Origin of the sequence: Actinosynnema sp. NPDC023587, from assembly GCF_040640215.1 — a bacterium.
In the GTDB taxonomy this organism is placed as follows: domain Bacteria; phylum Actinomycetota; class Actinomycetes; order Mycobacteriales; family Pseudonocardiaceae; genus Actinosynnema.
Window position 1 is genome coordinate 244,929 of record NZ_JBFABG010000001.1, and the last position, 23,010, is coordinate 267,938.

The window sequence follows — 23,010 nt, forward strand, 5'->3', positions numbered from 1 at the left end:
TGCTCAGGCCATCACGTCTGGTGGGTTGGTGAAGTAATCGTCGTCGGGCCTGGTGTCTCGACGCTGGATCTCCGGCTCCGGTTCCACCGCGTCGGTCCCGTCACCCGAATAGCCGTTGGGCATGTTCGCCTTGACGAAGTCCAGCGCCGGACCGTCCCCGACGAAGTCGGTCATGATCTGCACGACCTGGCCGGCGGCGGCGCGCTGCGCGTTGCCGATGGCCGTCATGATCGCCCCGGAGATCCGCTCCGGGTCCTCCCCCCGCAGCGCGGGCCGCAGGATCAGGTTGGTCACCGCGCCGGACGCGTTGACCGTGACGGTGATCAGCCCGTCCGAGGACGTGGCGCTGCCGCCGACCTCACCGAGTTGGTTCTTCGCCTGCTCGGCGTTCTGCTTGGCCTGCTCGATCTTCTGGCCGTACTGCGCGAGCCACTCGTCCGGCTCCTTCGGCTCCATAGAGTCACCCCTCCAGGCAACGGGGCTTTGCGGCCCACGACACATTCGACCGGTCGACGTTCGATTCGGTTCCCGGCTGCGTATCGTTTCACCGAATCGTGATTTCCGGGCGAGCCCGGTGTGGATACCGCCGAACGGCCTATTGTGTGAAATGTTTACTTGCCGATCTGTTGGGTTTTCGCAACACTTCGTAACATGAGTCCGGCACGCCGGGGGCCCGAGCAGCGGATCCACAACCGGATCCAGGTGCTGCGGGTCGAACGGGGGATGAGCAGAGTGGGGCTGGCACAGGCGGTGGAGGTCAACCCGCAGACGATCGGCGCGCTGGAGCGGGGCGACCACTACCCCAGCCTGGACCTGGCGATGAGGATCTGCGAGGTGTTCGGGCTGCCGGTGGAGGCGGTCTTCGGACGGCAGCCGTTCGAACCGCTGTCGACCCAGGTCTACCGGGGCTGACGCGGGTCCGCGCAGTCGAGGCGACAGAGAGGAACGACCGTGGCACAGCGGGTGCTGGAGATCGACCGGATCTCCAAGCGCTACGGCGAGGTCGTCGCGTTGCACGACATGGCGTTCGAGGTGCGGGCGGGCGAGCTGTTCGGGTTCGTCGGCAGCAACGGCGCGGGCAAGACCACGACCATGAGGATCGCCCTCGGCGTGCTCGCGGCCGACTCGGGCGAGGTGCGCTGGAACGGCGCGCCGATCACGCTGGAGACCCGCAGGCGCATCGGCTACATGCCCGAGGAACGCGGCCTGTACCCGAAGATGAAGGTGCTCGACCAGCTCGTGTACCTGGCGGAGCTGCACGGCATGGCCACCAACGACGCGCACCGCTCGGCGGAGAACTGGATCGCCCGGCTCGGGCTGCGCGACCGGCGGAACGACGAGGTGCAGAAGCTCAGCCTGGGCAACCAGCAGCGCGTGCAGCTCGCGGCGGCGCTGGTGCACGAGCCCGACGTGCTGGTGCTGGACGAGCCCTTCTCGGGCCTGGACCCGGTCGCGGTGGACGTGATGAGCCAGGTGTTGCGGGAGAAGGCTTCGGCCGGCGTGCCCGTGGTGTTCTCCAGCCACCAACTGGACCTGGTGGAGCGGCTGTGCGACCGGGTCGGCATCGTGCGCAACGGCTCGCTGGTCGCGTGCGGCACGGTCGACGAGCTGCGCGCCGGCGGGGCCGTGCAACTCGTCGTCGACGCGCCGGGCGCGCGGCCGGGCTGGGCCGACGCCGTGGACGGCGTGCGGGTGGTGGCGGTGGACGGTGCGCGGACGGTGCTGGAACTCGCGCCGGGCGCGGACGACCAGGCGGTGCTGCACGCCGCGCTGGCCACCGGGCCGGTGCACGAGTTCACCCGGCGGCGACCCTCGCTGACCGAACTGTTCCGCAGCGTGGTGACCGAGGAGCGCGTGGCATGAGCGACCTGACCCCGAGGCGGGCGGTGTTCCTGGTCGCCCGCCGGGAGTTCCTGACCAAGGTGCGCGCCAAGTCGTTCCTCGTGGGCACGCTGGCGATCATCGCCGTGATGGCCGGCTACGTGCTGTTCCAGACGGTGCTGCTCGCCCGGTCCGACCGCGACACCGTCGCCCTGGCCGGCCAGGCCACCGTGCTGACCGAGCCGCTCGTGCGGACCGCGAAGTCACTCGGCCGCGAGGTCGAGGTGATCGACGCGCCCGACGCGGCCGACGCCGAGCAGCGGGTGCGGGCGGGCGAGCTGGACGTGCTGGTGACCGGCGCGCCGGACGCGCTGCGGGTCGTGGTGAAGGACCGGCTGGACAACGCGCTGCGCAACTCGATCGACCTGATCGTGAAGCAGCAGGTGCTCAACGCCCAACTGGCCGAGGCGGGCCTGGACCCGGTCGGCGTGGCCCGGACCGTCGACGCGGCGAAGGTCGACGTGGTGACGCTGGAGCCGAGCGACGACCAGCGCGGCGAGCGGATGGTGATCGGGTTGGTGATCGCCGCGCTGCTGTACTACTCGCTGCTGGTGTACGGGACGATGGTCGCGCAGGGCGTGGTGGAGGAGAAGTCCAGCCGCGTCGTGGAGATCCTGCTGTCGACCCTGCGGCCGTGGCAACTGCTGCTGGGCAAGGTGATCGGGCTGGGATTGGTCGGCCTGGTGCAACTGCTGATCATCGGCGGGGTCGGCGTGGTCGTGTCGTCGGTGACGGGTCTGGTGGACGTGACCGGCATGGCGGGCGGGGCGCTGGCCGTGGGGGTGCTCTGGTACCTGCTCGGGTTCTTCCTGTACGCGACGGTGTACGCGGCGGCGGCGTCCCTGGTGCCGCGCCAGGAAGAACTCCAGTCCGTGTTGACGCCGATCAGCATGGTGATCGTGATCGTGTTCGTGGTCGGGATCAACCTGATGATCCAGGACGCGTCGAGCACGCTGGTGGCGGTGCTGTCGATGCTTCCCCCGTTCGCCCCGATCCTGATGCCGGGCCGCATGGCCATGGGCGTCGCGCCGCTGTGGCAGGTGGCGGTGGCCCTGGTCTTGGCGATGGTCGCGGTAGCGGCGATCACCTGGCTGGGCGGCAAGGTCTACGCGAACGCCGTCCTCCGCACAGGCTCCCGCGTCAAGCTGCGAGACGTCCTGCGGTAACTCCCACCCACCCTCGACCCTTCAACCCGATTCCCGACCCCGGCCCTTCAACCCCGACCCCTGACCCCGGCCCCGCCCTCCCCCGCCGAGTCCGCCCCCTCGCCGCCCCACTGCCCCATCGCCCGTTGCCCCACGCTCCACCGCCCGCCGCCCACGCCCCACCGGTCGTCAGCTCCTACGCCGCTCATCAGCTCCCCCAACGCTGATCAGTTCTCACGCACTGCCGGGCGTGCTCGCCGCAGACCAGCTCGCCTCAGACAGCTAGCCGGCCACCAGCTCACAGCCGGCCAACCAGTTCGCGGCGGGCGGACGGCTGGCAACACCGCCCCAAGATGCCCAGCTTGATCGCGCCGCGCTCGTCGGCGTTGTGCCCGAAGGCGGCTTGGCCGTCAGCTCCCACTCCGCATCGGTGCCCGCTCGCGGCATCCACACAAGCACCCAGCGTCTCGGCACTCCGCTCGGCGATGCCTGAGCCTTCCGACGCGCGGCAGACCTCCTCAGTCCGGAACGCTCACCCACCCGCAGGCCGCAGCCCCCGTGCACGGCATGGCACTGCACTGCACCGCACGGCACGGCGGACGGCGGACGGCGGCGAGCAGCCGTCGGCGGTGACCGGCAGCGGCTGGCGGGCACCGGCGGGCGGGCAGTCGGCGTACCGGCGGGCGGCGGACCGTCCGGCCGGGGTATCGGCTAACCGACCAATCGAGTGTGGCGGTGCAGTGGCGTTCGGGATCAAGGGGGCATGTGGCGCTGTGACGGGTAGGAGGAACGAGTCGGGGGGACGAGTTGAAAGGGCGGTTGGCGGGACGCGTTGAAAGGGCGGGTTGGTGTGGCGGGTTGGCGGGGTTCGCGGGGTTCCAAAATCAAACCGAGTATCGGAAACGGTGTTTCCGTACCAGATCTACGAAGGATCACCCGACCGCGTGACGTCTGGTGCGAACTGCTGTCCCGCACCGCACCACCACGCGGCTACCGCCACTCTCCGCACGCCAAGCTGTTGCACCGCAAGCAATTCGCTACCCGCTGCCCTACCGCTACTACTTGATCGCAGCGTACCGCGCCAAAGCGACTTGGCGTTCGTGCGCGTGATCCACGATCGGGTCGTGCGGCTGGTGCACCGCCTTTCCCTCCACCCCTCGCAGCTCCGGCACGTACCGACGCACGTAGTCGCCGTCCGGGTCGAACTTCTGGCCCTGCGTCACCGGGTTGAACACCCTGAAGTACGGCGACGCGTCCGTGCCCGTGCCCGCCGCCCACTGCCAACCGTGCTGGTTCGAGGCCAGGTCGCCGTCCACCAGGTGTTTCATGAAGTGCCTCGCCCCCCACCACCACGGCAGGTGCAGGTCCTTCACCAGGAAGCTCGCCACCACCATCCGCACCCGGTTGTGCATCCACCCCTCGGCCAGCAACTGGCGCATCCCCGCGTCCACGAACGGGTAGCCGGTCTCGCCCGCGCACCACGCCTCGAACCTCGTCCGGTCCAGGTCCAGTTCCATCGCGTCGAAGCGCCGGTCGAGGTTCCGGCGGGCCGATTCCGGTTGGTGCCACAGCACGTCCGCGTAGAAGTCACGCCACGCCAACTCGTTGCGGTACGCCCGGGAACCCTCGTCGTCACCCAGGTCCGCCAGCAACGTCCTCGGGTGCACGACCCCCCACCTCAGGTACGCCGACATCCGACTGGTGCGATCGAGGTCCGGCCGGTCGCGGTCGCGGTGGTAGTCGGGCAGGCGTTCGTCCCGGAACTTCTCCCACTGCGGGGCGTAGTCGTCGATCGGCTCGACGTCGGGCAGCTCCTCCGAGTCCGCCGGTTCGATCCAGTCCACTGTGGACTCGTCACTGCCCGCCGGGCCGCGCCACCCGTGTTCCCGCCACCCCTTGGAGAACGGCGTGAACACCCGGTACGGCGAGCCGTCCGATTTGCGCACCCGGCCCGGTGTCACCGCGTACGGCGAGCCGACGCGCACCAGCTCGACCTTCCGCTCCACGGCCGCGTCCCGTTCCCGCCCGTACGGGCCGGCGTCGGCCGACACGTGAACCGTCGACGCCCCAACGGATTCCGCCACCGCCGGCACCACGTCGACCGGATCGCCGGACACGACCATGAGCCGCCCGCCGAGCCGCTCGTCCAGCGCCCGCAGGCAGCGGAACAGGAAGCGCACCCTCGGTTGCCCCGCCACGGACAGCAGGCGGGGGTCCAGGACGAACAGGGCCAGGCCGCGTCGGGCGCGTTCCGCTGCCGCCAACAGCGCGGGGTGGTCGTCTACCCGGAGATCACGCCGGAACCAGACGACGGTCGAGGAATCCACACGCCGAACCCTAGGAGCGCGCCCGCCGGCCCGCACGACGGAGAGAACGAGATGAGTAGGACGGGTGAGCCAGGCGGCCAAGCGGAAATTGCGGAGAGGGTGAGGGGGACGACGAAGGCCCGCGCCCCTGGTGGGCACGGGCCTTGGACGGTCGATGTCGACGGTGGCCGATGTCGACGGTGGCCGAGGTCGACGGTGGGTCGAAGTTCGACGGTGGCCGGTGGCCGGTGGTCGTCGGTGTTCGACGACGATCGGCTTCCGGGTGTTGTCAGCGCTGGTCGAGCGGCACGAAGTCGCGTTCCGGGGAGCCGACGTAGATCTGCCTCGGGCGGCCGATCTTGGTGGCCGGGTCCTGGATCATCTCGCGCCAGTGGGCGATCCAGCCGGGGAGCCGGCCGAGCGCGAAGAGCACCGTGAAGAACTTCGTCGGGAAGCCCATCGCGCGGTAGATCAGGCCGGTGTAGAAGTCGACGTTCGGGTACAGCTTGCGCTCGACGAAGTAGTCGTCGGCGAGCGCCGTCTCCTCCAGCTTCTTGGCGATGTCCAGGAGCTGGTCGTCGGCACCGAGCTTGCCGAGGATCTCGTCGGCGGTCTTCTTGATGATCGCGGCGCGCGGGTCGTAGTTCTTGTAGACCCGGTGGCCGAAGCCCATCAGGCGGACGCCGTCCTCCTTGTTCTTCACCTTGCGCACGAACGACTCGACGTCGCCGCCCTCGTTCTTGATCTTCTCCAGCATCTCCAGCACCGCGCTGTTCGCGCCGCCGTGCAGCGGGCCGAACAGGGCGTTGATGCCGGCGGAGATGGAGGCGAACAGGTTGGCCTCGGACGAGCCGACCAGGCGCACGGTGGAGGTGGAGCAGTTCTGCTCGTGGTCGGCGTGCAGCACGAACAGCAGGTCGAGCGCGCGGACCAGGTCCGGGTCCACGTCGTACGGCTCGGCCGGGAAGCCGAAGGTCATCCGCAGGAAGTTCTCCACCAGGCCGAGGGAGTTGTCCGGGTAGAGGAAGGGCTGGCCGACCGACTTCTTGTACGCGTAGGCCGCGATGGTCGGCACCTTCGCCAGCAGGCGGATCGTGGAGATCTCGACCTGGTTGGCGTCGAACGGGCTCAGGCTGTCCTGGTAGAACGTGGACAGCGCGGACACCGCGGAGGACAGCACGGGCATCGGGTGCGCGTCGCGGGGGAAGCCGTCGAAGAACCGTTTCAGGTCTTCGTGCAGCAGGGTGTGTCGGCTGATCTTGGACGAGAACTCGTCCAGTTGCGCCTGCGTCGGCAGCTCGCCGTAGATGAGCAGGTAGCTGACCTCGATGAAGTTCGAGCGCTGGGCGAGCTGTTCGATCGGGTAGCCGCGGTAGCGCAGGATGCCCGCGTCACCGTCGATGTAGGTGATCTCGGACGAGCAGGACGCGGTGTTGACGAATCCGCTGTCCAGGGTGACCAGGCCGGTGGTGGCCAGGAGCTTGCCGAGATCGATACCGGGCGCACCTTCGGTGGCCGGTACCACCTTCATCTCGTGCTCTCCGCCCTGATGGCGCAGCGCGACGGTACGGGTGTCGTTCGGCGCAGTCGTCGCGTCGGGCATTCAGAGTCCCTCTCACGCTAGGCGGGGTGGCCTCGTGCGGGTTCTCGCACGCGCGTGCACGCGGACGCGAGGCGTCCCGCACCGCAGCACCACCCCGTTGGGGTCCTGTCAGTTGTGCCACGCTAGTCGGCGGCCAACCCGCTCCACAGCCGCGGCATGAACCGATTCTGCGAGATGGGACCGGCATCACACGGGATGCACGGAAGGCTAGCGTGCATCCCCCACCGTAGCCGTTTTGCCGCGTTTCTCCACCTCACGGGGTGTGAGAGCTAGGTCATCCCCAGTTCGCGTTTGAATGGCGGTTCCGCTCCGGTCCGGGAACAGGTAACGGCCGCCGCCGCGCCGGCGAACGTCAGCGCCTCCACCCATTTTCCGCTGTCCATGCCGCGCACGGCCTCGGTGGACAACGCGTCGTGGTCGTGCAGCCACGCGAGCAGTGCTCCTTGGACGGTGTCGCCTGCCCCGATCGTGTCCACGACGTTCACCGGGGCGGGTGGGACGCTCATCACTTCGCCACTACCGGTCAGCACGGCCATTCCGTCACCGCCGCGAGTGAGCACGACGGCGGCGGGGCCCGCGCTCTGCCAGTCGCGGACGACGTCGAGCACCTCGCCCTCGGTCGCCTCGGGGTCCAGTTCGGCGAGCCAGCGCACGTCGTCCACGGACACCTTGAGCAGACCCACGTGCGCGAGCCACGAGTCGTACCGCTCGCGGTAGCCGACGGGGTCGTGGATGAGGCCGGCGCGGATGTTCGGGTCGAGCACGGTCAGCGCGCCGCGCTCGGCCTCGCGCCACAGCACCCGCTCGTAGGTGCTCGCACCGGGTTCCAGGACCAGCGACAACGTGCCGAACGACACGGCGCGCACGTCGGCGGGCAGCGGGCCGGGATCGGTGACCTGCCGGTCGGCGGTGCCCTCGACGTAGAACGAGTACCGCGCGGACCCGTCGTCGGAGAGGCCCACGACGGCGAGCGTGGTCGGTTCGGTGCCGCGCTGGACGAGGTCGGTGCGCACGTTCGCGGCGTGCAGCCGGTCCAGCAGGCGGTCGCCGAACAGGTCGGTGGACACCCGGGACAGGAAGCCGACCGGGGCGTCGAGCCGCCCGGCGGCCACGGCGACGTTGTAGGGCCCGCCGCCCGGCCTGGGGGCGAGCGTGCCCTGTGCCGTGGGCACCAGGTCGACCAGTGCTTCACCGGCGACGACGATCACGCCTGGCTCCGTTCTCTGCGCAGCCCGTCGAGCAGCAGCTCGGCCAGCGCGGTGAACGCCTCCGCGTCGGACACCCCGGCGCGGCGGGTCAGCACGCCGGTCTGGATGCCCTCGATGAGCAGTCCGGCCATTTCCGCGATCAGCGTCGCATGGACTTCCCGGAAAACACCGTCCTTGACGCCTTCCTGGATGAACGAGCGGATGCGCTCGGCGGCGGCGCGGGCATTGCGCTCGTAGGTGGTCCGGGTGGGTGCGAACGCGGACACGTCGGCGATGAACTGCGCGGACGCCCGGCGCAGTTCCTCGGCCGCGCCGGCGAGGTAGGTGCCGACGCGGGCGCGCACGTCCGCCGTTTCGGAGACGCGCTGCTCGATCCGGTGGGCCGCCCCCTTGAAGTACCGGCCGACGACGCGGACGGCCAGTTGCTCCTTGCTGGCGGCGAGCGCGTACAGGGTGGACTTGGAGCAGTGCAGGCGGGCCGCGAGGTCGTCCAGCGTGAAGTGCGCGAAGCCCTCGGCGAGCACCAGCGATTCCAGCCTGCCGAGCAGGTCGACCTGCCGGGGCGTGAGCGGCCGGCGCGCGATCGAGGTCATGGAAAGACTCTGCCACAACGCCTGGCTACAGTACTGGCGTACGTCCTACAGTACTCCTGACAGTACAGCTCCAGTCGATTCGACGGCCTGTCCGTCACGGAGGTCGAAGATGCCCGCCGAACGCCTGCTGCCCACCACCGAGGCCGAGGACCTGCTCGCCCTGGTCCGCGAGATCGCCCGCGACGAGCTGAAGCCGCACGCGGCGGAAGCCGAGGAGCACGCGCGCTTCCCGCGCGACCGGTTCCGGCTCCTCGGCAGGAGCGGCCTGCTGGGCCTGCCCTACCCCGAGCGCTTCGGCGGCGGCGAGCAGCCCTACGAGGTGTACCTCCAGGCGTTGGAGGAGATCGCCTCGGCGTGGATGTCGGTCGGTGTCGGGCTTTCCGTGCACGTGATGTCCACCTACGCGCTGGCGACGTTCGGCACGGACGCGCAGAAGGAGCGCCACCTCCCGGAGATCCTCGAAGGCGAGCTGCTCGGCGGCTACGCGCTGTCGGAGTCGCACGCGGGCTCCGACGCGGGCGCGCTGTCCACGCGGGCCGTGCGCACCGGCGACGACTACATCGTCAACGGCACCAAAGCGTGGATCACGCACGCCGGTGCGGCGGACTTCTACACGCTCATGGCCCGCACGGCGGACACCGGAGGCAAAGGCGTCAGCTGCTTCCTCGCCCCCGGCCACGCCGAGGGCCTGACCGCCGCGCAGCCGGAGCGCAAGATGGGCCTCACCGGCTCGATCACCGCGCAGCTCCGGTTCGAGGACGTGACGGTCGAGGGCGACCGGCTGATCGCCGCCGAGGGCGACGGCCTGAAGATCGCACTGTCCGCTTTGGACTCCGGCCGGCTCGGGATCTCCGCCTGTGCCGTGGGTCTGGCGCAGGCGGCGCTGGACGAGGCGGTGGCGTACGCGAAGCAGCGCACCCAGTTCGGCCGCGCGATCATCGACTTCCAGGGACTGGAGTTCCTGCTGGCGGACATGGCGGCGGCGGTCGAGTCGGCGCGCGCCACCTACCTCTCGGCGGCCCGCCGCCGGGATCGCGGGCTGCCGTTCACCCGGCAGGCGGCGATCGCGAAGCTGGTGTGCACGGACGCGGCCATGAAGGTCACCACGGACGCCGTGCAGGTGCTCGGCGGGGCCGGCTACACCCGGGACTTCCCGGTGGAGCGGTACATGCGGGAAGCCAAGGTGTTGCAGATCTTCGAGGGCACCAACCAGATCCAGCGCGTGGTGATCGGTCGCGAACTGCGCCGGTGACCGGAACGGGAACCGGAGTCGCGGCAGGGGATGGGGTCGGGGATGGGGTCGGGACGGCCGGTGCGGGTTCGTCCCGGCCGTCCCGGACCAGCGCCGTCCCGGACCAGCGCCGTCCCTGACCAGCGCCGTCCCGGTCTCGACGGGCTGCCCGGAGACCGGGACGACGTGGCCGTCCGTGATCACGACGTTCGTGGTCGGCGACGCCGGACCTAGCCCAGGGGCCGCAAACCCCACCGCCCGGACCACGAGCCGCCCGGCTCCACCCACAGCAGGTCGACGCCCGAGTTGAGCGCGTCCGGCGGGCACGTCATCGGCTCGACCGCGACCGCACGGCCCCGACCGGGGTAGTCGCCGGGCGTGTAGACCTGCACCCACTTGAAGTCCGGGTCCGCCCACAGCTCGACCGCGCCGCCCGGTCCGCGCAGGACGTGCCGCACGACCCCGTCGACCGGCTCGCACCCGCCGAAGGGCGTGTCCAGCTCGACGCCCTCCAGCAGGCGCGCGACCCGGAAGTCGGTGTCGCCCTCGACCGGCACGGCCGGGCCGGACGGGTTCATGGTCTCGGGGTCCAGCGGCAGCACGGTCGTGGCCGCGAGCGACAGCGACGTCTCGTCGGTCTCCGACGTGCCGGCGCGCGGGTACGGGTGCGTGCCCACGCCGAACGGCGTCCGCGCGGTGCCGACGTTGCGCACGGCGTGCGTCACGGTGAGCCCGTCGTCGTCGACCGCGTACGTGATGGTGGTGCGCAGCTCCACGGGCCAGCCGGGCCCGCTGACCGGGACCTCCAGCGTCACCGACGACTCGGCCTGCTCCGCGACGGCCCACGCGACCCGCCGCACCAGGCCGTGGATCGCGTTCCCGCGCGCGGGCTCGGTGATCTCCAACTGCTGCGGTCGCCCGTCGAGGGACCACCGCCCGCCGGCCGTCCGGTTGGGCCACGGCACGAGCACCGCGCCGCTGCCCATCGGCGGTTCGTCGTCGTAGGTCTCGGCGTACGGCACACCACCGACCTCGAAAGACTTGAGTCCCGCACCGTTCGGGGTGATGACGGCGCGCGTCGCGCCGTGGGCGATTTCGACCATGGTGGCCATCCTCGCACCGCCGACCCGTCGTGCGCCGATCAAGACGCTCGACATTACTAGACCAGTCTGTATATTTCACGCCATGGCACGTCGTACCGACACCCGTGAGCGCGTGGTCCGCAGCGCGGCGCGGCTGTTCCACGCGCAGGGCTACCACGCCACCGGCCTCAACCAGGTGCTCGCCGAGGGCGGTGCGCCGAAGGGCTCGCTGTACTTCCACTTCCCCGGCGGCAAGGAGCAGCTCGCCGCCGAGGCGGTGGCGCTGGCCGGCGCGGAGCTGTGCGCGGAGCTGCGGGCCGTGCTGGCGGCGACGCCGGACCCGGCCGAGGCGCTGGACCAGGTGCTGCGGCTGCTCGGGGAACGGCTGGTGGCGTCGGACTTCACCTGCGGCTGCCCGATTTCCGGGGTCGCGCTGGACGCGAGCGCGGAGAGCGAGCCGATCCGCGCGGCGTGCGTCGAGGTGTACGACTCCTGGCAGCGGGTCGTCGCCGACCACCTCGACCGCACCGACGCGGACGACCTCGCCGTGGTGGTGCTGGCCGCCGTCGAAGGCGCGGTGCTGCTCGCCCGCACCCGCCGCGACCTCGCGCCGCTGCACGCCGTCGGCGCGCGGCTCGGCCTCCTGCTGGGAAGGAACGCCCGATGAAGGTCCACCACCTCAACTGCGGCACCATGCGGCCGTTTGGCGGGGCGCTGATCGACGGCAGGCGGGTCGACGGCAGGAAGTCCGTGTTCCGGGCGGCCACGCTGGTCTGCCACGTCCTCCTGCTGGAGACCGACGACGGGCTGGTCCTGGTCGACAGCGGACTGGGCGTGGACGACGTCCGCACGCCCGGTCCGACGCTGGCCCGGCACTGGCGGCTGCTGTCCCGGCCGGTGCTCGACGAGCGGGAAACCGCGCTGCGGCAGGTGGAGGCGCTGGGCTACCGGGCGCGGGACGTGCGGCACGTCGTGCTCACCCACCTCGACCTCGACCACGGCGGCGGGCTGCGGGACTTCCCGCACGCCCGGGTGCACGTCCTGGCCGAGGAGCTCGACGCGGCGCTGAGCCCCGGGAAGAAGGCCGGCGACCGCACCCGCTACCCGGACGCGCAGTGGGCGCACGGCCCGGAGTGGGTCACCCACGAACCGCACGGCGAGCCGTGGTTCGGGTTCGACGGCGTCCGCGAGTTCCGCCCGGACGTCCTGCTGGTGCCGCTGATCGGGCACACCAGGGGGCACACCGGCGTCGCCGTCAGGACCGGGGACCGCTGGCTGCTGCACGCCGGCGACGCGTACTTCCACCACAGCGAGCCGACCGCCGAGCCGCACTGCCCGCCGGGCCTGACGTTCCTCCAGGGCCGCATGGACACCGTCCGCGAGCTGCGACTGTCCAATCAGGACAGGCTGCGCGAGCTCGTCGGGCGGCACGGCGACCGGGTGGACGTGTTCTGCGCGCACGACGCGGTGGAACTGGAGCGCCACCAGCACCGCGCCGCGCGGTGACCGCACCGGCCGCTACTCGGCCAACTTCCCGGCGTCGAACTCGACCTTGCCGTGCACCAGCCGGTTGATCAGCCACAGCACCAACCCGGCGGCCAGCAGGTAGAGCGCGATCAGGTAGTCGTCGGCCGGCCGGCCGGACAGCGGGCTGGCCAGGTAGGCGCAGGTGAGCGCGCCCAGCACCGGTACCCAGGTGGGTGCGCGGAAGTGCCGGTGGTCGGCCTTCTCCTTGCGCAGCACCAGGACCGCGACGTTGACGATCGTGAACACGACGAGCAGCAGCAACGCGGTGGTGCCGCCGAGCTTCGCGATGTCGGCGGTGGAGACCAGGATGATCGCGACACCGCTGGTGAAGATGATCGAGATCCACGGCGTGCGGCGGAACGGGTGCACCGCGCCGAAGACCTTCGGGATGATCCGCTCCCGCGACATGCCGTAGATCAGCCGGCTCGCCATCAGCATGTTGATCAGCGCCGAGTTGATCACGGCGAACAGGCCGATCAGCGAGAACACCCACAGCGGGAAGCCGGGCGCGCCCACCCGCACCACGAGCAGCAGGGCGGAACTGCCGGACGCGGCCAACTCGTCGGCCGGGATCAGCAGCGACGACGTGATCGCCACCAGGACGTAGACCACGGCGGCGATCACCATGCCCCACAGCATCGCGCGCGGAAAGATGCGCACCGGGTCGCGGCACTCCTCGGCCATGTTCACCGAGTCCTCGAACCCGACCATCGCGAAGAACGCCAGCGCGGTCGCCGAGGTGATGGCGACGAGCATCGACTGGTCGGGCGCGGGGTCGACCTGGGTGAGCCGGCCCGCGTCGCCGTCGCCGGCCAGCACCGCGTACCCGCCGATCCCGATGATGATCACCAGGCCGGACAGCTCGATGCAGGTCAGCACGACGTTGGCCTTGACGGACTCGGACACGCCCCGGAAGTTGACCAACGCCAACCCGAGGATGAACAGGATCGCGACCAGGGACGCGGACACCGTGAACGTGTCGGAGAAGAACTCCTCGATGACGGACTGGAGGTAGGTGCGCCCGAACGCCAGCGCGGCGGACGACGCGGACGTGATGCCGGAGCTCATGACGGCGAAGGCCACCATGAAGGTCAGGAACTGGATCTTGAACGCGCGGTTGGCGTAGAGGGCCGCGCCCGCCGCGCGCGGGTACTTGCCGACGAGTTCGAGGTAGCTGAACGCGGTCAGGAAGGCCACGGCGAACGCGATCAGGAAGGGCAGCCAGAGCGCGCCGCCGATCTTGCCGGCGACGTTGCCGGTCAGTGCGTAGATGCCGGTGCCGAGGATGTCACCGACGACGAAGAACAACAGCAACTTCGGGCCGATGGCCCTCTTCAGTTCCGGTTGCGCCGGTGCGCTCGTCGCTTCCGCCATGCCGGAGGAGTGTGCCGGATCACCGGGGGCTCCGGATAGCCGTGCGGCGCGGTCCTGGGCGACCCTTGACGTTCCGGCGTGGTGCGCGCGGACCGGTTCCGGCGCGGCCGGCGGTCGAAGGCGGGCGCGGTCAGGTCGTGGGCGCGGTCAGGTCGTGGGCGAGGTCTGGTCGGGGGCGGGGGTGAACCGGTAGCGCCACACCGCCGGGAGGGCCAGCGCCGCCGCCACCGTCGCGACCACCACGGCCACCCCACCCCACGCCGTGGCCGCACCCGGCCCGATCAGCGCGCCGGTCGTCCCGTGCAGCAGGTCCGCCAACCGGGGACCACCGGCCACCACCACGACGAACACGCCCTGCATCCGCCCGCGCATCTCGTCCTCGGCCGCCGTCTGGAGGATCGCGCTGCGGAACACCATGCTGATCATGTCCGCCGCGCCGCCGATGGCCAGGAACACCACCGCGAGCCACAGCGCGTCCGACATCCCGAACCCGACCATCGCCAGGCCCCAGGCGATGATCGCCACCACGGTCCCCACCCCGTGCCGGGACACCCGCGAGGTCCACCCCGAGGTCAGGCCGAACACCATCGCCCCCAACGGGATCGCCGCGAACAGCCACCCCAGCGCGAGCCCGCCGCCCGGCGGGTCGCCGTAGGTCACCTCGGCCATCTCCGGGAACAGCGCGCGCGGCATCCCGAAGACCATGGCGATGATGTCCAGCAGGAACGACGCCAGCAGGATCTTCTGCAACGCCAGGTACCGGAACCCCGCGACCACGTCGGAGAGGCCGGCCCGGCGCACCACGCCGTCCAGCGGCGGCATCGGGGGCAGCTTCCACACCGCCCAGATGGTCGCCGTCAACGCGATGGCGTCCACCAGGTACAGGGTGGGCAGGCCGACCACGGGCATCAGCGCACCCGCCAGCATCGGGCCGAACACCCCGCCGAACATCATCACCGTCGCGCCGAGCGCGACCGCCGCCGGCACCTGGTCCTCCGGCACCAGCCTGGCGATCGACGCCGAGCGCGCGGGGGCGTTGGCCGCGAAGAACACCTGCTGCAACCCCAGCAGCACGATGACCAGCCACACGTTCCGGGCGTCGAACGCGGCCTGCAACCAGAGCAGCACCGACGTGACCGCGATCCCGCTGTTGGTGAGGACCAGCAGCTTCCGCCGGTCCACGACGTCGGCGACCGCGCCGCCCCACAGCCCGAACACCAGCAGCGGCACCAGCGCGACGCCGGCGGCCACGCCCACCCACCCGGACGAGCCGGTGATGTCGTAGACCTGCTTGGGCACCGCGACGGCGGTCAACTGGCTGCCGACGGCGGTGACGACGGTCGACAGCCACAGCCTGCGGTAGGCGGGAGTCCGGAGTGGGCGGGTGTCGATCGCCACCTTGCCGAGCAGACGCTTCACTCCGGTTAGCGTACGACAACTAACGACCGCTTCACCGAGACGTGGACCACTGCCCACGCCCCGGGCGCGCTCGGCGGGGTGCCCGGCGACCACCGCACCGCGAGGTCACGGGGACCGGGCACCTGCCGCCGGTGGCGCTAGGGGGCGATGCGCTGGACGTCCCAGCCGTCGCGGCCGAGGCGGAAGCGGAGGCGGTCGTGCATCCGGTCGCGGCGGCCCTGCCAGAACTCGACCTCTTCGGGCCGGATGCGCCAGCCGCCCCAGTGCGGCGGGACCGGTACCCGCTCCGCGTCGGCGAACTGGCGCTCGATCTTGTTCAGCGCGCTCTCCAGCGTGGCGCGGCCGGACACCACGCGGGACTGGGGCGACGCCCACGCGCCGACCTGCGAACCGCGCGGGCGGCTCGCCCAGTAGCGGGCGGTCTCCTCGGGGCCGACCTTCTCCACCGTGCCGCGCACGTGCGCCTGGCGCTGCATCGCGAACCACGGGAAGGTCGCGGACGCGTAGCGGGTGGCCATCAGGTCGTGGCTCTTGGTGGACGTGTAATTGGTGAAGAACACCAGTCCCCGCGCGTCCAGGCCCTTGGCCAGCACGGTCCGCGACGACGGCCGGCCCTCGGGGTCCGAGGTCGCCAGCACCATCGCGTTGGGCTCCGAAAGACCCGCACCGGCCGCCTGGTCCAGCCAGATCTGCAACTGCTCGTGCCACGAGGCGGCGAGGTCTTCCTCGGTGAGCGAACCCTGCTCGTAGGACACCCGCATCGACGGCAACGCGATGTTCGTCGTCTCCGACATCCTGACCTCCAGAGCACGTTCTACCTGGCAAAGGCGCTCTTGGCACCAACGATCCCGCGACCGTACGGGTTTCCGGGCGCGCGCGAAACCGCCTGCGCGGTGATGAGGACCACCCGGCCGTGACCGACGGTGGAAGGCCGTTTTTCGGAATCGAGTACGAGATCGAGTCAGAAGGTCACCCGATCCGGGAAAGTTCCCCCGGGAACCGTCCGGGGCGCACTGCACCGTTACTCCGCCGGCGGCCGGAACGGGGGTGCGAATGCCCCGAATGCCCCGAATGCCAACAGAACGAGGGACCACCACTCGTGTGACGGAGGCCGCCTCCACCGGGCCGCGGCCAACCGGGGGAAGGGCGTGCAGGACACTTCCCGCCGGGCAACCGGAGTGGCGCACGCCACGTCCTCAAAGGTGGACGGGAATTCCGTCCACGATTCTCGGGGGAGAGTGCGATGAGAAGATTAGTGGGAGTTGTCGCGGTCGGCGCGGCCCTGCTGGGCACCGCCGGAACGGCCACCGCCCAGAGCGGTGCCGGGGCCCCGTCGGGGCACCACGCCGCCGCGACGTGCGAGTCGGTCGACCTCGGCATCGCGTTCGGCCGGGTGGAGGGTGCGGCCGGCACCGTCTACCGGGAGGTGCTGCTCACCAACCGGGGCCTCGCCCCGTGCGTGACGCGGGGGTTCCCCGGCGTGTCCTATGTGGACTCCTCGGGTGACCAGGTCGGCCCGGCGGCGGACCGCGACGGCGCGCGCGGGCCGCAGGTCACCCTGGCGCACGGCGCGACCGCCGTGGCCGTGGTCGGGTCGGCCAACGTCGACAACTTCGACCCGGCGGTCTGCCGGAAGACCCCGGTGTGGGGCCTCAGGGTGTTCCCGCCGGACGCGACCGCGCCGCTGTACCTGCCGCTGACCGGCCAGTACGGCTGCGCGGGCACCGTGCGCCACCTGAAGGTCACCAGCCTCGGCTGAGCCCGCCCCCGGCGGGCGTCGGCCGCCCCGGTCCACGAGGTCGACGCCCGTCGTCGGCGGTCCGCGTCGTTCAGGCGTTCGGCGCGGTTCAGGCGATCGGGTCGCGTTCCCGGCGGTCGGGTCGAAGCTGGTGATGAGCGCCACGTGCGGGTTCACGCGCGCCAACCGTGGCGCTGCCACGTGGAATACCGCTTACGGGGTGGGAAATCGCGACCACGGGGGCGTCAATTTTCTGAATCGGTTCCTGAATCGTGACCGACGCCACGGATTGGCGTCGTTGCCAGGGGGTCCGCGGGGGAGCAAGGTTTTGCCGATCTCTTGAGCCTCGCGGACAAGGAGCGCACAGCGTGGTGCAGCAAACCGAGCAGGACGGCTTCCGACCGGGACTGGAGGGCGTGGTCGCCTTCCGCACCGAGATCGCCGAGCCCGATCGCGACGGTGGCGCGCTGCGCTACCGCGGGGTCGACATCGAGGACCTGGCCGGCAAGATCACCTTCGGCCACGTGTGGGCGTTGCTGGTCGACGGCCGGTTCGGGCCGGGCCTGCCGCCCGCCGAACCGTTCCCGATCCCGGTGCACACCGGTGACGTGCGGGTCGACGTGCAGGCCGCGCTGGCCATGGTCGCGCCGATCTGGGGCTACCGGCCGCTGCTGGACATCAGCGACGAGGAAGCCCGCGCGCAGCTCGCCCGCACCTCGGTGACGGCGCTGTCGTACGCGGCGCAGTCCGCGCGCGGCACCGGCCGGCCGGCGGTGCCGCAGCGGCGCGTCGACGAGTGCCGCACGATCACCGAGCGGTTCCTCACCCGGTGGCGCGGCGAACCCGACCCGGTGCACGTGAAGGCCCTGGACGCCTACTGGGTGTCGGCGGCCGAGCACGGCCTCAACGCGTCCACGTTCACCGCGCGGGTGATCGCCTCGACCGGCGCGGACGTCGCGGCGTCGATGTCCGGTGCGATCGGCGCGATGTCCGGTCCGCTGCACGGCGGCGCGCCGGCCCGGGTGCTGCCGATGATCGAGGAGGTCGAGCGGACCGGCGACGCGCGGGCCGTGGTGTCCGGCATCCTCGACCGGGGCGAGCGGCTGATGGGCTTCGGGCACCGGGTGTACCGGGCCGAGGACCCGCGCGCCCGCGTGCTGCGGCGCACCTGCGAGGAGCTCGGCGCGACCCGCTACGAGGTCGCGGCGGCGCTGGAGCAGGCCGCGCTGGCCGAGCTGCGCGAACGCCGGCCGGATCGCGCGATCGAGACCAACGTGGAGTTCTGGGCGGCGGTGATCCTGGACTTCGCCCAGGTCCCGCCGCACATGATGCCCGCAATGTTCACCTGCGCCCGGACCGCCGGGTGGTCGGCGCACATCCTGGAGCAGAAGCGCACCGGCCGGCTGGTGCGGCCGTCCGCGTCCTACCTCGGTCCCGGGCCGCGCACGCCGGCCGAGGTCGAGGGCTGGGACGAGATCGCCTGACCCCCGCCGACCCGCGACCGGTGGGCGCGGGTCGGCGGGGTGGTGGTCCACCGAAGGGTGGACGCCGTCCACCGGTCGGTGGACCGGCGGTGTCCGTCGACCGGTCGTCCCGCGCGGACCCCTTGCCGTAGAACGATTTGCGGCATGAACGCGATAAGAGTCAGGGGCTTGCGGAAGTCCTACGGCGACTACCCCGCCGTGGCCGGCGTCGACCTCGACGTCGCCACCGGCGAGGTGTTCGCGCTGCTCGGCCCGAACGGGGCGGGCAAGAGCACCACCGTGGAGATCCTCGAAGGGCTGCGCCGGCGCGACGCGGGCGAGGTGTCCGTGCTGGGCGTCGACCCCGCCACCGCGCCCCGCGCCTGGCGGTCCGCCATCGGGATCGTGCGGCAGACCGCGACCGACCTGGCGGAGACCACGGTGGTCGAGGCGGTCCGGCACTTCACCGGCTACTACCCCGACCCGCGCGACCCGGACGAGGTGGTCGAGCTCGTCGGCCTCACCGACCAGCGCGACGTGCGGGCGGGCCGGTTGTCCGGTGGTCAGCGCCGGCGGCTCGACGTGGCGCTCGGCATCGTCGGGCGGCCCCGGCTGCTGTTCCTGGACGAGCCGACCACCGGGTTCGACCCGGAGGCGCGCCGGCGGTTCTGGGAGCTGGTCCGGCTGCTCGCCCGCGAGGGCTCCACGATCCTGCTCACCACCCACTACCTCGACGAGGTCGAGGCGCTGGCCGACCGGCTCGCCGTGGTCGACGCGGGCCGGGTCGTCGCCGAGGGCACGCCCGCCACGCTCGGCGGACGCCACCTGGCGCAGGCCGTCGTGAGCTGGGTCGACGCCGCCGGCCCGCGGTCGCACCGCACCGACCGGCCCGCCGCGCTGGTCGGCCGGATCGGCGAGGTGCCCGAGCTGACCGTCACCCGCCCCTCGCTGGAGGACGTCTACCTGGAGCTGATCGGACGATGAGCACCCTCGACACCGGGCTCTCCCGCGGGCGCTTCGAGCTGCGCCGGTTCTTCCGCGACCGGGACGGCGTGGTGTTCACCTTCGCGCTGCCCGCGTTCATCCTGCTGCTGCTCGGCAACATCTTCAGCGGCGACCTGCCGGGCACGGACGTCACCATGGGCCAGGTCTACGCGGCCGGGCTGATCGGCGCGGGCATCATCTCCACGTCGTTCATCACGCTCGGCGTGGGCGTGGCCGAGGACCGCTCGAACGGGACGCTGAAGCGCCTCCAGGGCACGCCGATGGCCCCGGCCGCGTACTTCGTCGGCAAGATCGCGCTGGTCCTCGTGCTCAGCCTGGCCGAGGTGGCGCTGATGTTCGCGGTCGGCGTCGGCGTGTTCGACGTCGAGCTGCCGTCGGACCCCGCCCGCTGGGTGACGTTCTCCTGGGTGTTCGTGCTCGGGGTCGTGTCGTGCTCGCTGCTGGGCATCGCGGCGAGCTCGCTGGCCCGCACGGCGAGCAGCGCGCCCGCCGTGATGAACCTCCCCTACATCGGGCTCCAGTTCATCTCGGGCGTGTTCATCCACCTGCCGCTGCTGCCCCAGCCGATGGTGGTGGTGAGCTCGTTCTTCCCGCTCAAGTGGGTCGCGCAGGGGTTCCGCTCGGTGCTGCTGCCGGACAGCATGGCGATCCAGGAGGCCGCCGGGACGTGGGAGCACGGGAGGATCGCGCTGGTGCTGGGCGCGTGGTGCGTGATCGGGTTCGTGCTGTGCGTGGTCGGTTTCCGGTGGACCGGTGAACGCAGGGGCGGCTGACCTCCCGCGCGGTGGGCGGGGCCCGGGTGCGGTGCTCGTCCGTCCTGTCCGTCCTGTCCGGTGTGGAGCGCTCCGGCCGGTCGCGGGAGGACTGTCCACTGTGGAGTGCGGGGCCCGCACCGGCGGTGACCGGCGGCGACGGCGGCCCGGGGGCAGCGCCGGCGTCGGCCGGACGGCCTGGTCAGGCCGGGCGGAGCGGGAACCGGTGGCCGGCGGGACGTGAGCAGCGACACCCGGTTGTCACGTCCGGGCCATCCGGCTGCCACACTGGTGGCCCCGGCAACGGAGCCGGTCACCCCTCCCCCGGTACCCGGAGGCTCCGCGATGACCCAGACCGCCGACCCGACCACCCTGGTCCTGCCCCCCGAACTGCGGCCGTCCGACGGCCGGTTCGGCTGCGGGCCGTCCAAGGTCCGCCCGGAGGCCCTCGCCGCCCTGGCGTCCGAGGGTGCCGCGCTGATGGGCACCTCCCACCGGCAGAAGCCGGTGAAGTCCCTGGTCGGCTCGGTCCGCTCGGGTCTGCGCGACCTGTTCTCGCTGCCCGAGGGCTACGAGGTCGTGCTCGGCAACGGCGGCACCACCGCGTTCTGGGACGCCGCCGCGTTCGGCCTGGTCCGCGAGCGCGCGCAGCACTTCACCTACGGCGAGTTCTCCTCGAAGTTCGCCAAGGTCACCTCCGACGCCCCGTTCCTGGGTGACTCGATCGTGGTCAAGGCCGACCCCGGCTCGGCCCCCGAGATCACCTACGCCGAGGGTGCCGACCTGGTCGGCTGGGCGCACAACGAGACCTCCACCGGCGTGGCGGTCCCGGTGTCCCGCCCGGCGGGCTCGGACGGCGCGCTGGTCGCGATCGACGCCACCTCCGGCGCGGGCGGCCTGCCGGTGGACGCCGAGGACTTCGACGTCTACTACTTCGCGCCGCAGAAGTCCTTCGCCTCGGACGGCGGCCTGTGGATCGCCCTCATGTCGCCGGCCGCGCTGGAGCGGGTCGCCGAGATCGGCGCGTCGGGCCGCTGGGTGCCGGAGTTCCTGTCGCTGACCACCGCGCTGGACAACTCCACCAAGGACCAGACGTACAACACGCCGTCGCTGGCCACCCTGTTCCTGCTGGACGACCAGATCAAGTGGCTCCTGGGCAACGGCGGCCTGCCGTGGGCCGTGGACCGCACCGCCGACTCGTCCTCGCGGCTGTACTCGTGGGCCGAGTCGACCTCGTACACCTCGCCCTACGTGGCGGACCCGGCGTACCGGTCGCAGGTCGTCGGCACCGTCGACTTCGACGACTCGGTCGACGCGGCCGTCGTGGCCAAGGTGCTCCGCGCGAACGGCGTCGTGGACGTCGAGCCCTACCGCAAGCTCGGCCGCAACCAGTTGCGCGTGGCCATGTTCCCGGCGGTCGAACCGGCCGACGTGACCACGCTGACCAAGGCCGTCGACTGGGTGGTCTCCCAGCTCTGACGTGCGCTTCGGCCCGACACGGGGGCCTTTCGCCTGGTTCCGGCCTGGTGGGAGGCCCCCGTTCGCGTTCCCGAAGTGGTAGAGGTGGGGAAGTGGCCGCCGAGGTGAACCTCGCGGTAACAGACGTGCGAACACGAGCGACATACGGCAAGATCACGTGAAGATATCGATAGATGCGGCGAGCCTCCCCCGTCAAGGCGGCACGCCGGATTACCGTCGGCACCTTGGCGAGGTGAAGTCACACGGGAGGCCATGATGCGAGCGCTGCGGGTCATCGGGCTCGAAGACGACGGCAAGTCCGTCATCCTCGAAGACCCGGATCGCGGCGAGCGCTTCGTGCTCCCCGCCGACGAACGGCTGCGCGCCGCCGCGCGCGGCGACCTCACCCGACTCGGCCAGATCGAGATCGAGGTGGAGAGCCAGATGCGCCCCCGGGAGATCCAGGCGCGCATCCGCGCCGGCGAGTCGGTCGACCAGGTCGCCTCGGCGGCCGGCATCCCGACCCACCGGGTCGAGCGGTACGCCTACCCCGTGCTGCTGGAGCGCTCCCGCACGGCCGACCTGGCCCAGCGCGCCCACCCGGTGCGCGAGGACGGTCCGGACGTGCAGACGCTCGGCGAGGTGGTGGCGCACTCGTTCGGCCTGCGCGGCCAGGAGTACGCCGACGTGAGCTGGGATTCGTGGCGCGGCGAGGACGGCCGCTGGGTGGTGCAGCTCCACTGGACGGCGGGCCGCTCGGACAACCTGGCGCACTGGGCGTTCCACCCCGGCGCGCAGGGCGGCACGGTGACCGCGCTGGACGACGGGGCCGTCGAGCTGATGGACCCGAACCCCAACCGCACGCTGCGCACCGTCCGCCCGGTCACCCAACTGGCGCGGCAGGCCCTGAGCCTGGAGAAGGAGGCGGAGCCGGAGATCCTCGCCCGCGAGGAGCCGACCCCGCCGCCGGTCCAGGCCCCGGAGGTCAAGCCCGAGCCGAAGCCGGAACCCGAGCCCGCGCCGATCGCCGAGGAACCCCCGGCACCCCCTCCGCAGCAGCAGCCGAGCCCGGCCGCGAAGAAGGAGCCGCCGAAGCGCGGCAAGAAGAACCACCCGATCGTCCCGTCGTGGGAAGACGTCCTGCTGGGCGTCCGCTCGAACCGCGGCTGAACGTCCGACGACGTGCAGGGCCCCCGCCGGCTTGGCGGGGGCCCTGCACGTTGAC

The 23,010-nt window shown here is 71.4% G+C and carries 22 protein-coding genes; 12 read left to right on the top strand and 10 right to left on the bottom strand.

Translation table 11 applies throughout. The features are described 5' to 3' along the window. Nucleotides 1–3: 3 nt before the first annotated feature. Nucleotides 4–456, bottom strand: a complete 453-nt coding sequence (locus AB0G01_RS01215; RefSeq protein ID WP_360938169.1) for a YbaB/EbfC family nucleoid-associated protein — start codon at nucleotides 454–456, stop codon at nucleotides 4–6. Between the two features lie 195 nt (nucleotides 457–651). On the opposite strand from AB0G01_RS01215, the gene AB0G01_RS01220 reads away from it, so the two are divergent. From AB0G01_RS01220 to AB0G01_RS01230, 3 genes are read left to right on the top strand one after another with little or no spacing between them, the layout of a single operon-like run. Then, nucleotides 652–912: a helix-turn-helix transcriptional regulator gene (locus AB0G01_RS01220; protein WP_360938172.1), complete on the top strand. Its 261-nt coding sequence runs from the start codon at nucleotides 652–654 to the stop codon at nucleotides 910–912. Nucleotides 913–951: 39 nt separating this feature from the next. After that, nucleotides 952–1,863 (top strand): ATP-binding cassette domain-containing protein, encoded by a 912-nt coding sequence (locus AB0G01_RS01225; protein ID WP_360938175.1) that lies wholly within the window; start codon nucleotides 952–954, stop codon nucleotides 1,861–1,863. Beyond that, the gene (locus AB0G01_RS01230) at nucleotides 1,860–3,047 is read left to right on the top strand and encodes an ABC transporter permease (protein ID WP_360938178.1); all 1,188 of its coding nucleotides are present in this window, start codon (nucleotides 1,860–1,862) and stop codon (nucleotides 3,045–3,047) included. Before AB0G01_RS01225 ends, AB0G01_RS01230 begins: the two co-directional genes overlap by 4 nt. Before the next feature lie 277 nt (nucleotides 3,048–3,324). Here AB0G01_RS01230 and AB0G01_RS01235 read toward each other — a convergent pair whose 3' ends face one another. The 5 genes from AB0G01_RS01235 to AB0G01_RS01255 all read right to left on the bottom strand — a co-directional run bounded on the left by AB0G01_RS01235 (nucleotide 3,325) and on the right by AB0G01_RS01255 (nucleotide 8,736). Continuing rightward, complete coding sequence (locus tag AB0G01_RS01235) at nucleotides 3,325–3,447, bottom strand: hypothetical protein (RefSeq protein ID WP_360938181.1); 123 nt, start codon at nucleotides 3,445–3,447, stop codon at nucleotides 3,325–3,327. Nucleotides 3,448–4,084: 637 nt separating this feature from the next. Beyond that, a complete protein-coding gene (locus tag AB0G01_RS01240; RefSeq protein WP_360938184.1) occupies nucleotides 4,085–5,353 on the bottom strand; it encodes a deoxyribodipyrimidine photo-lyase in 1,269 nt (422 codons plus the stop codon). A gap of 268 nt (nucleotides 5,354–5,621) precedes the next feature. Continuing rightward, nucleotides 5,622–6,935, bottom strand: a complete 1,314-nt coding sequence (locus AB0G01_RS01245; protein ID WP_360938187.1) for a citrate synthase — start codon at nucleotides 6,933–6,935, stop codon at nucleotides 5,622–5,624. Nucleotides 6,936–7,204: 269 nt separating this feature from the next. Beyond that, nucleotides 7,205–8,143, bottom strand: a complete 939-nt coding sequence (locus AB0G01_RS01250) for a carbohydrate kinase (protein ID WP_360938190.1) — start codon at nucleotides 8,141–8,143, stop codon at nucleotides 7,205–7,207. Beyond that, nucleotides 8,140–8,736 carry a TetR/AcrR family transcriptional regulator gene (locus AB0G01_RS01255; RefSeq protein WP_360938193.1) on the bottom strand — a complete coding sequence of 199 codons (597 nt, stop codon included), beginning with the start codon at nucleotides 8,734–8,736 and terminating at the stop codon, nucleotides 8,140–8,142. The genes AB0G01_RS01250 and AB0G01_RS01255 overlap by 4 nt, the downstream gene beginning before the upstream one ends. A 109-nt stretch (nucleotides 8,737–8,845) precedes the next feature. Here AB0G01_RS01255 and AB0G01_RS01260 point away from each other — a divergent pair, with 109 nt between their 5' ends. Further along, the gene (locus tag AB0G01_RS01260) at nucleotides 8,846–9,988 is read left to right on the top strand and encodes an acyl-CoA dehydrogenase family protein (RefSeq protein ID WP_360938196.1); all 1,143 of its coding nucleotides are present in this window, start codon (nucleotides 8,846–8,848) and stop codon (nucleotides 9,986–9,988) included. A 209-nt stretch (nucleotides 9,989–10,197) separates the two neighbouring features. Here AB0G01_RS01260 and AB0G01_RS01265 read toward each other — a convergent pair whose 3' ends face one another. Then, nucleotides 10,198–11,070 (bottom strand): aldose 1-epimerase family protein, encoded by an 873-nt coding sequence (locus tag AB0G01_RS01265; protein ID WP_360938199.1) that lies wholly within the window; start codon nucleotides 11,068–11,070, stop codon nucleotides 10,198–10,200. An 82-nt stretch (nucleotides 11,071–11,152) separates the two neighbouring features. Between AB0G01_RS01265 and AB0G01_RS01270 the strand changes: the two genes are divergently transcribed. After that, entirely contained in the window at nucleotides 11,153–11,716 is a 564-nt protein-coding gene (locus tag AB0G01_RS01270; RefSeq protein WP_360938202.1) for a TetR/AcrR family transcriptional regulator, read from the top strand. Continuing rightward, nucleotides 11,713–12,555: an MBL fold metallo-hydrolase gene (locus tag AB0G01_RS01275; RefSeq protein ID WP_360938205.1), complete on the top strand. Its 843-nt coding sequence runs from the start codon at nucleotides 11,713–11,715 to the stop codon at nucleotides 12,553–12,555. The genes AB0G01_RS01270 and AB0G01_RS01275 overlap by 4 nt, the downstream gene beginning before the upstream one ends. A 12-nt stretch (nucleotides 12,556–12,567) precedes the next feature. Here AB0G01_RS01275 and AB0G01_RS01280 read toward each other — a convergent pair whose 3' ends face one another. From AB0G01_RS01280 to pdxH, 3 genes are all read right to left on the bottom strand, one after another. Then, the gene (locus AB0G01_RS01280; RefSeq protein ID WP_360938208.1) at nucleotides 12,568–13,950 is read right to left on the bottom strand and encodes an APC family permease; all 1,383 of its coding nucleotides are present in this window, start codon (nucleotides 13,948–13,950) and stop codon (nucleotides 12,568–12,570) included. A 147-nt stretch (nucleotides 13,951–14,097) separates the two neighbouring features. Continuing rightward, nucleotides 14,098–15,369: an MFS transporter gene (locus tag AB0G01_RS01285; protein ID WP_360938211.1), complete on the bottom strand. Its 1,272-nt coding sequence runs from the start codon at nucleotides 15,367–15,369 to the stop codon at nucleotides 14,098–14,100. 137 nt (nucleotides 15,370–15,506) lie between these two features. Continuing rightward, entirely contained in the window at nucleotides 15,507–16,163 is a 657-nt protein-coding gene (pdxH, locus tag AB0G01_RS01290) for a pyridoxamine 5'-phosphate oxidase (protein WP_360938214.1), read from the bottom strand. 449 nt (nucleotides 16,164–16,612) lie between these two features. Here pdxH and AB0G01_RS01295 point away from each other — a divergent pair, with 449 nt between their 5' ends. The 6 genes from AB0G01_RS01295 to sepH all read left to right on the top strand — a co-directional run bounded on the left by AB0G01_RS01295 (nucleotide 16,613) and on the right by sepH (nucleotide 22,955). Then, entirely contained in the window at nucleotides 16,613–17,128 is a 516-nt protein-coding gene (locus AB0G01_RS01295; protein WP_360938217.1) for a DUF4232 domain-containing protein, read from the top strand. A gap of 347 nt (nucleotides 17,129–17,475) precedes the next feature. Then, entirely contained in the window at nucleotides 17,476–18,591 is a 1,116-nt protein-coding gene (locus AB0G01_RS01300; protein WP_360938220.1) for a citrate synthase 2, read from the top strand. A gap of 144 nt (nucleotides 18,592–18,735) precedes the next feature. Beyond that, nucleotides 18,736–19,554 carry an ABC transporter ATP-binding protein gene (locus AB0G01_RS01305; RefSeq protein ID WP_360938223.1) on the top strand — a complete coding sequence of 273 codons (819 nt, stop codon included), beginning with the start codon at nucleotides 18,736–18,738 and terminating at the stop codon, nucleotides 19,552–19,554. Continuing rightward, nucleotides 19,551–20,348, top strand: a complete 798-nt coding sequence (locus AB0G01_RS01310) for an ABC transporter permease (protein WP_360938226.1) — start codon at nucleotides 19,551–19,553, stop codon at nucleotides 20,346–20,348. Before AB0G01_RS01305 ends, AB0G01_RS01310 begins: the two co-directional genes overlap by 4 nt. A gap of 324 nt (nucleotides 20,349–20,672) precedes the next feature. Beyond that, complete coding sequence (serC, locus tag AB0G01_RS01315; protein WP_360938229.1) at nucleotides 20,673–21,806, top strand: phosphoserine transaminase; 1,134 nt, start codon at nucleotides 20,673–20,675, stop codon at nucleotides 21,804–21,806. Nucleotides 21,807–22,061: 255 nt separating this feature from the next. After that, nucleotides 22,062–22,955, top strand: a complete 894-nt coding sequence (sepH, locus tag AB0G01_RS01320; RefSeq protein ID WP_360938232.1) for a septation protein SepH — start codon at nucleotides 22,062–22,064, stop codon at nucleotides 22,953–22,955. The last annotated feature ends 55 nt before the right edge of the window (nucleotides 22,956–23,010 follow it).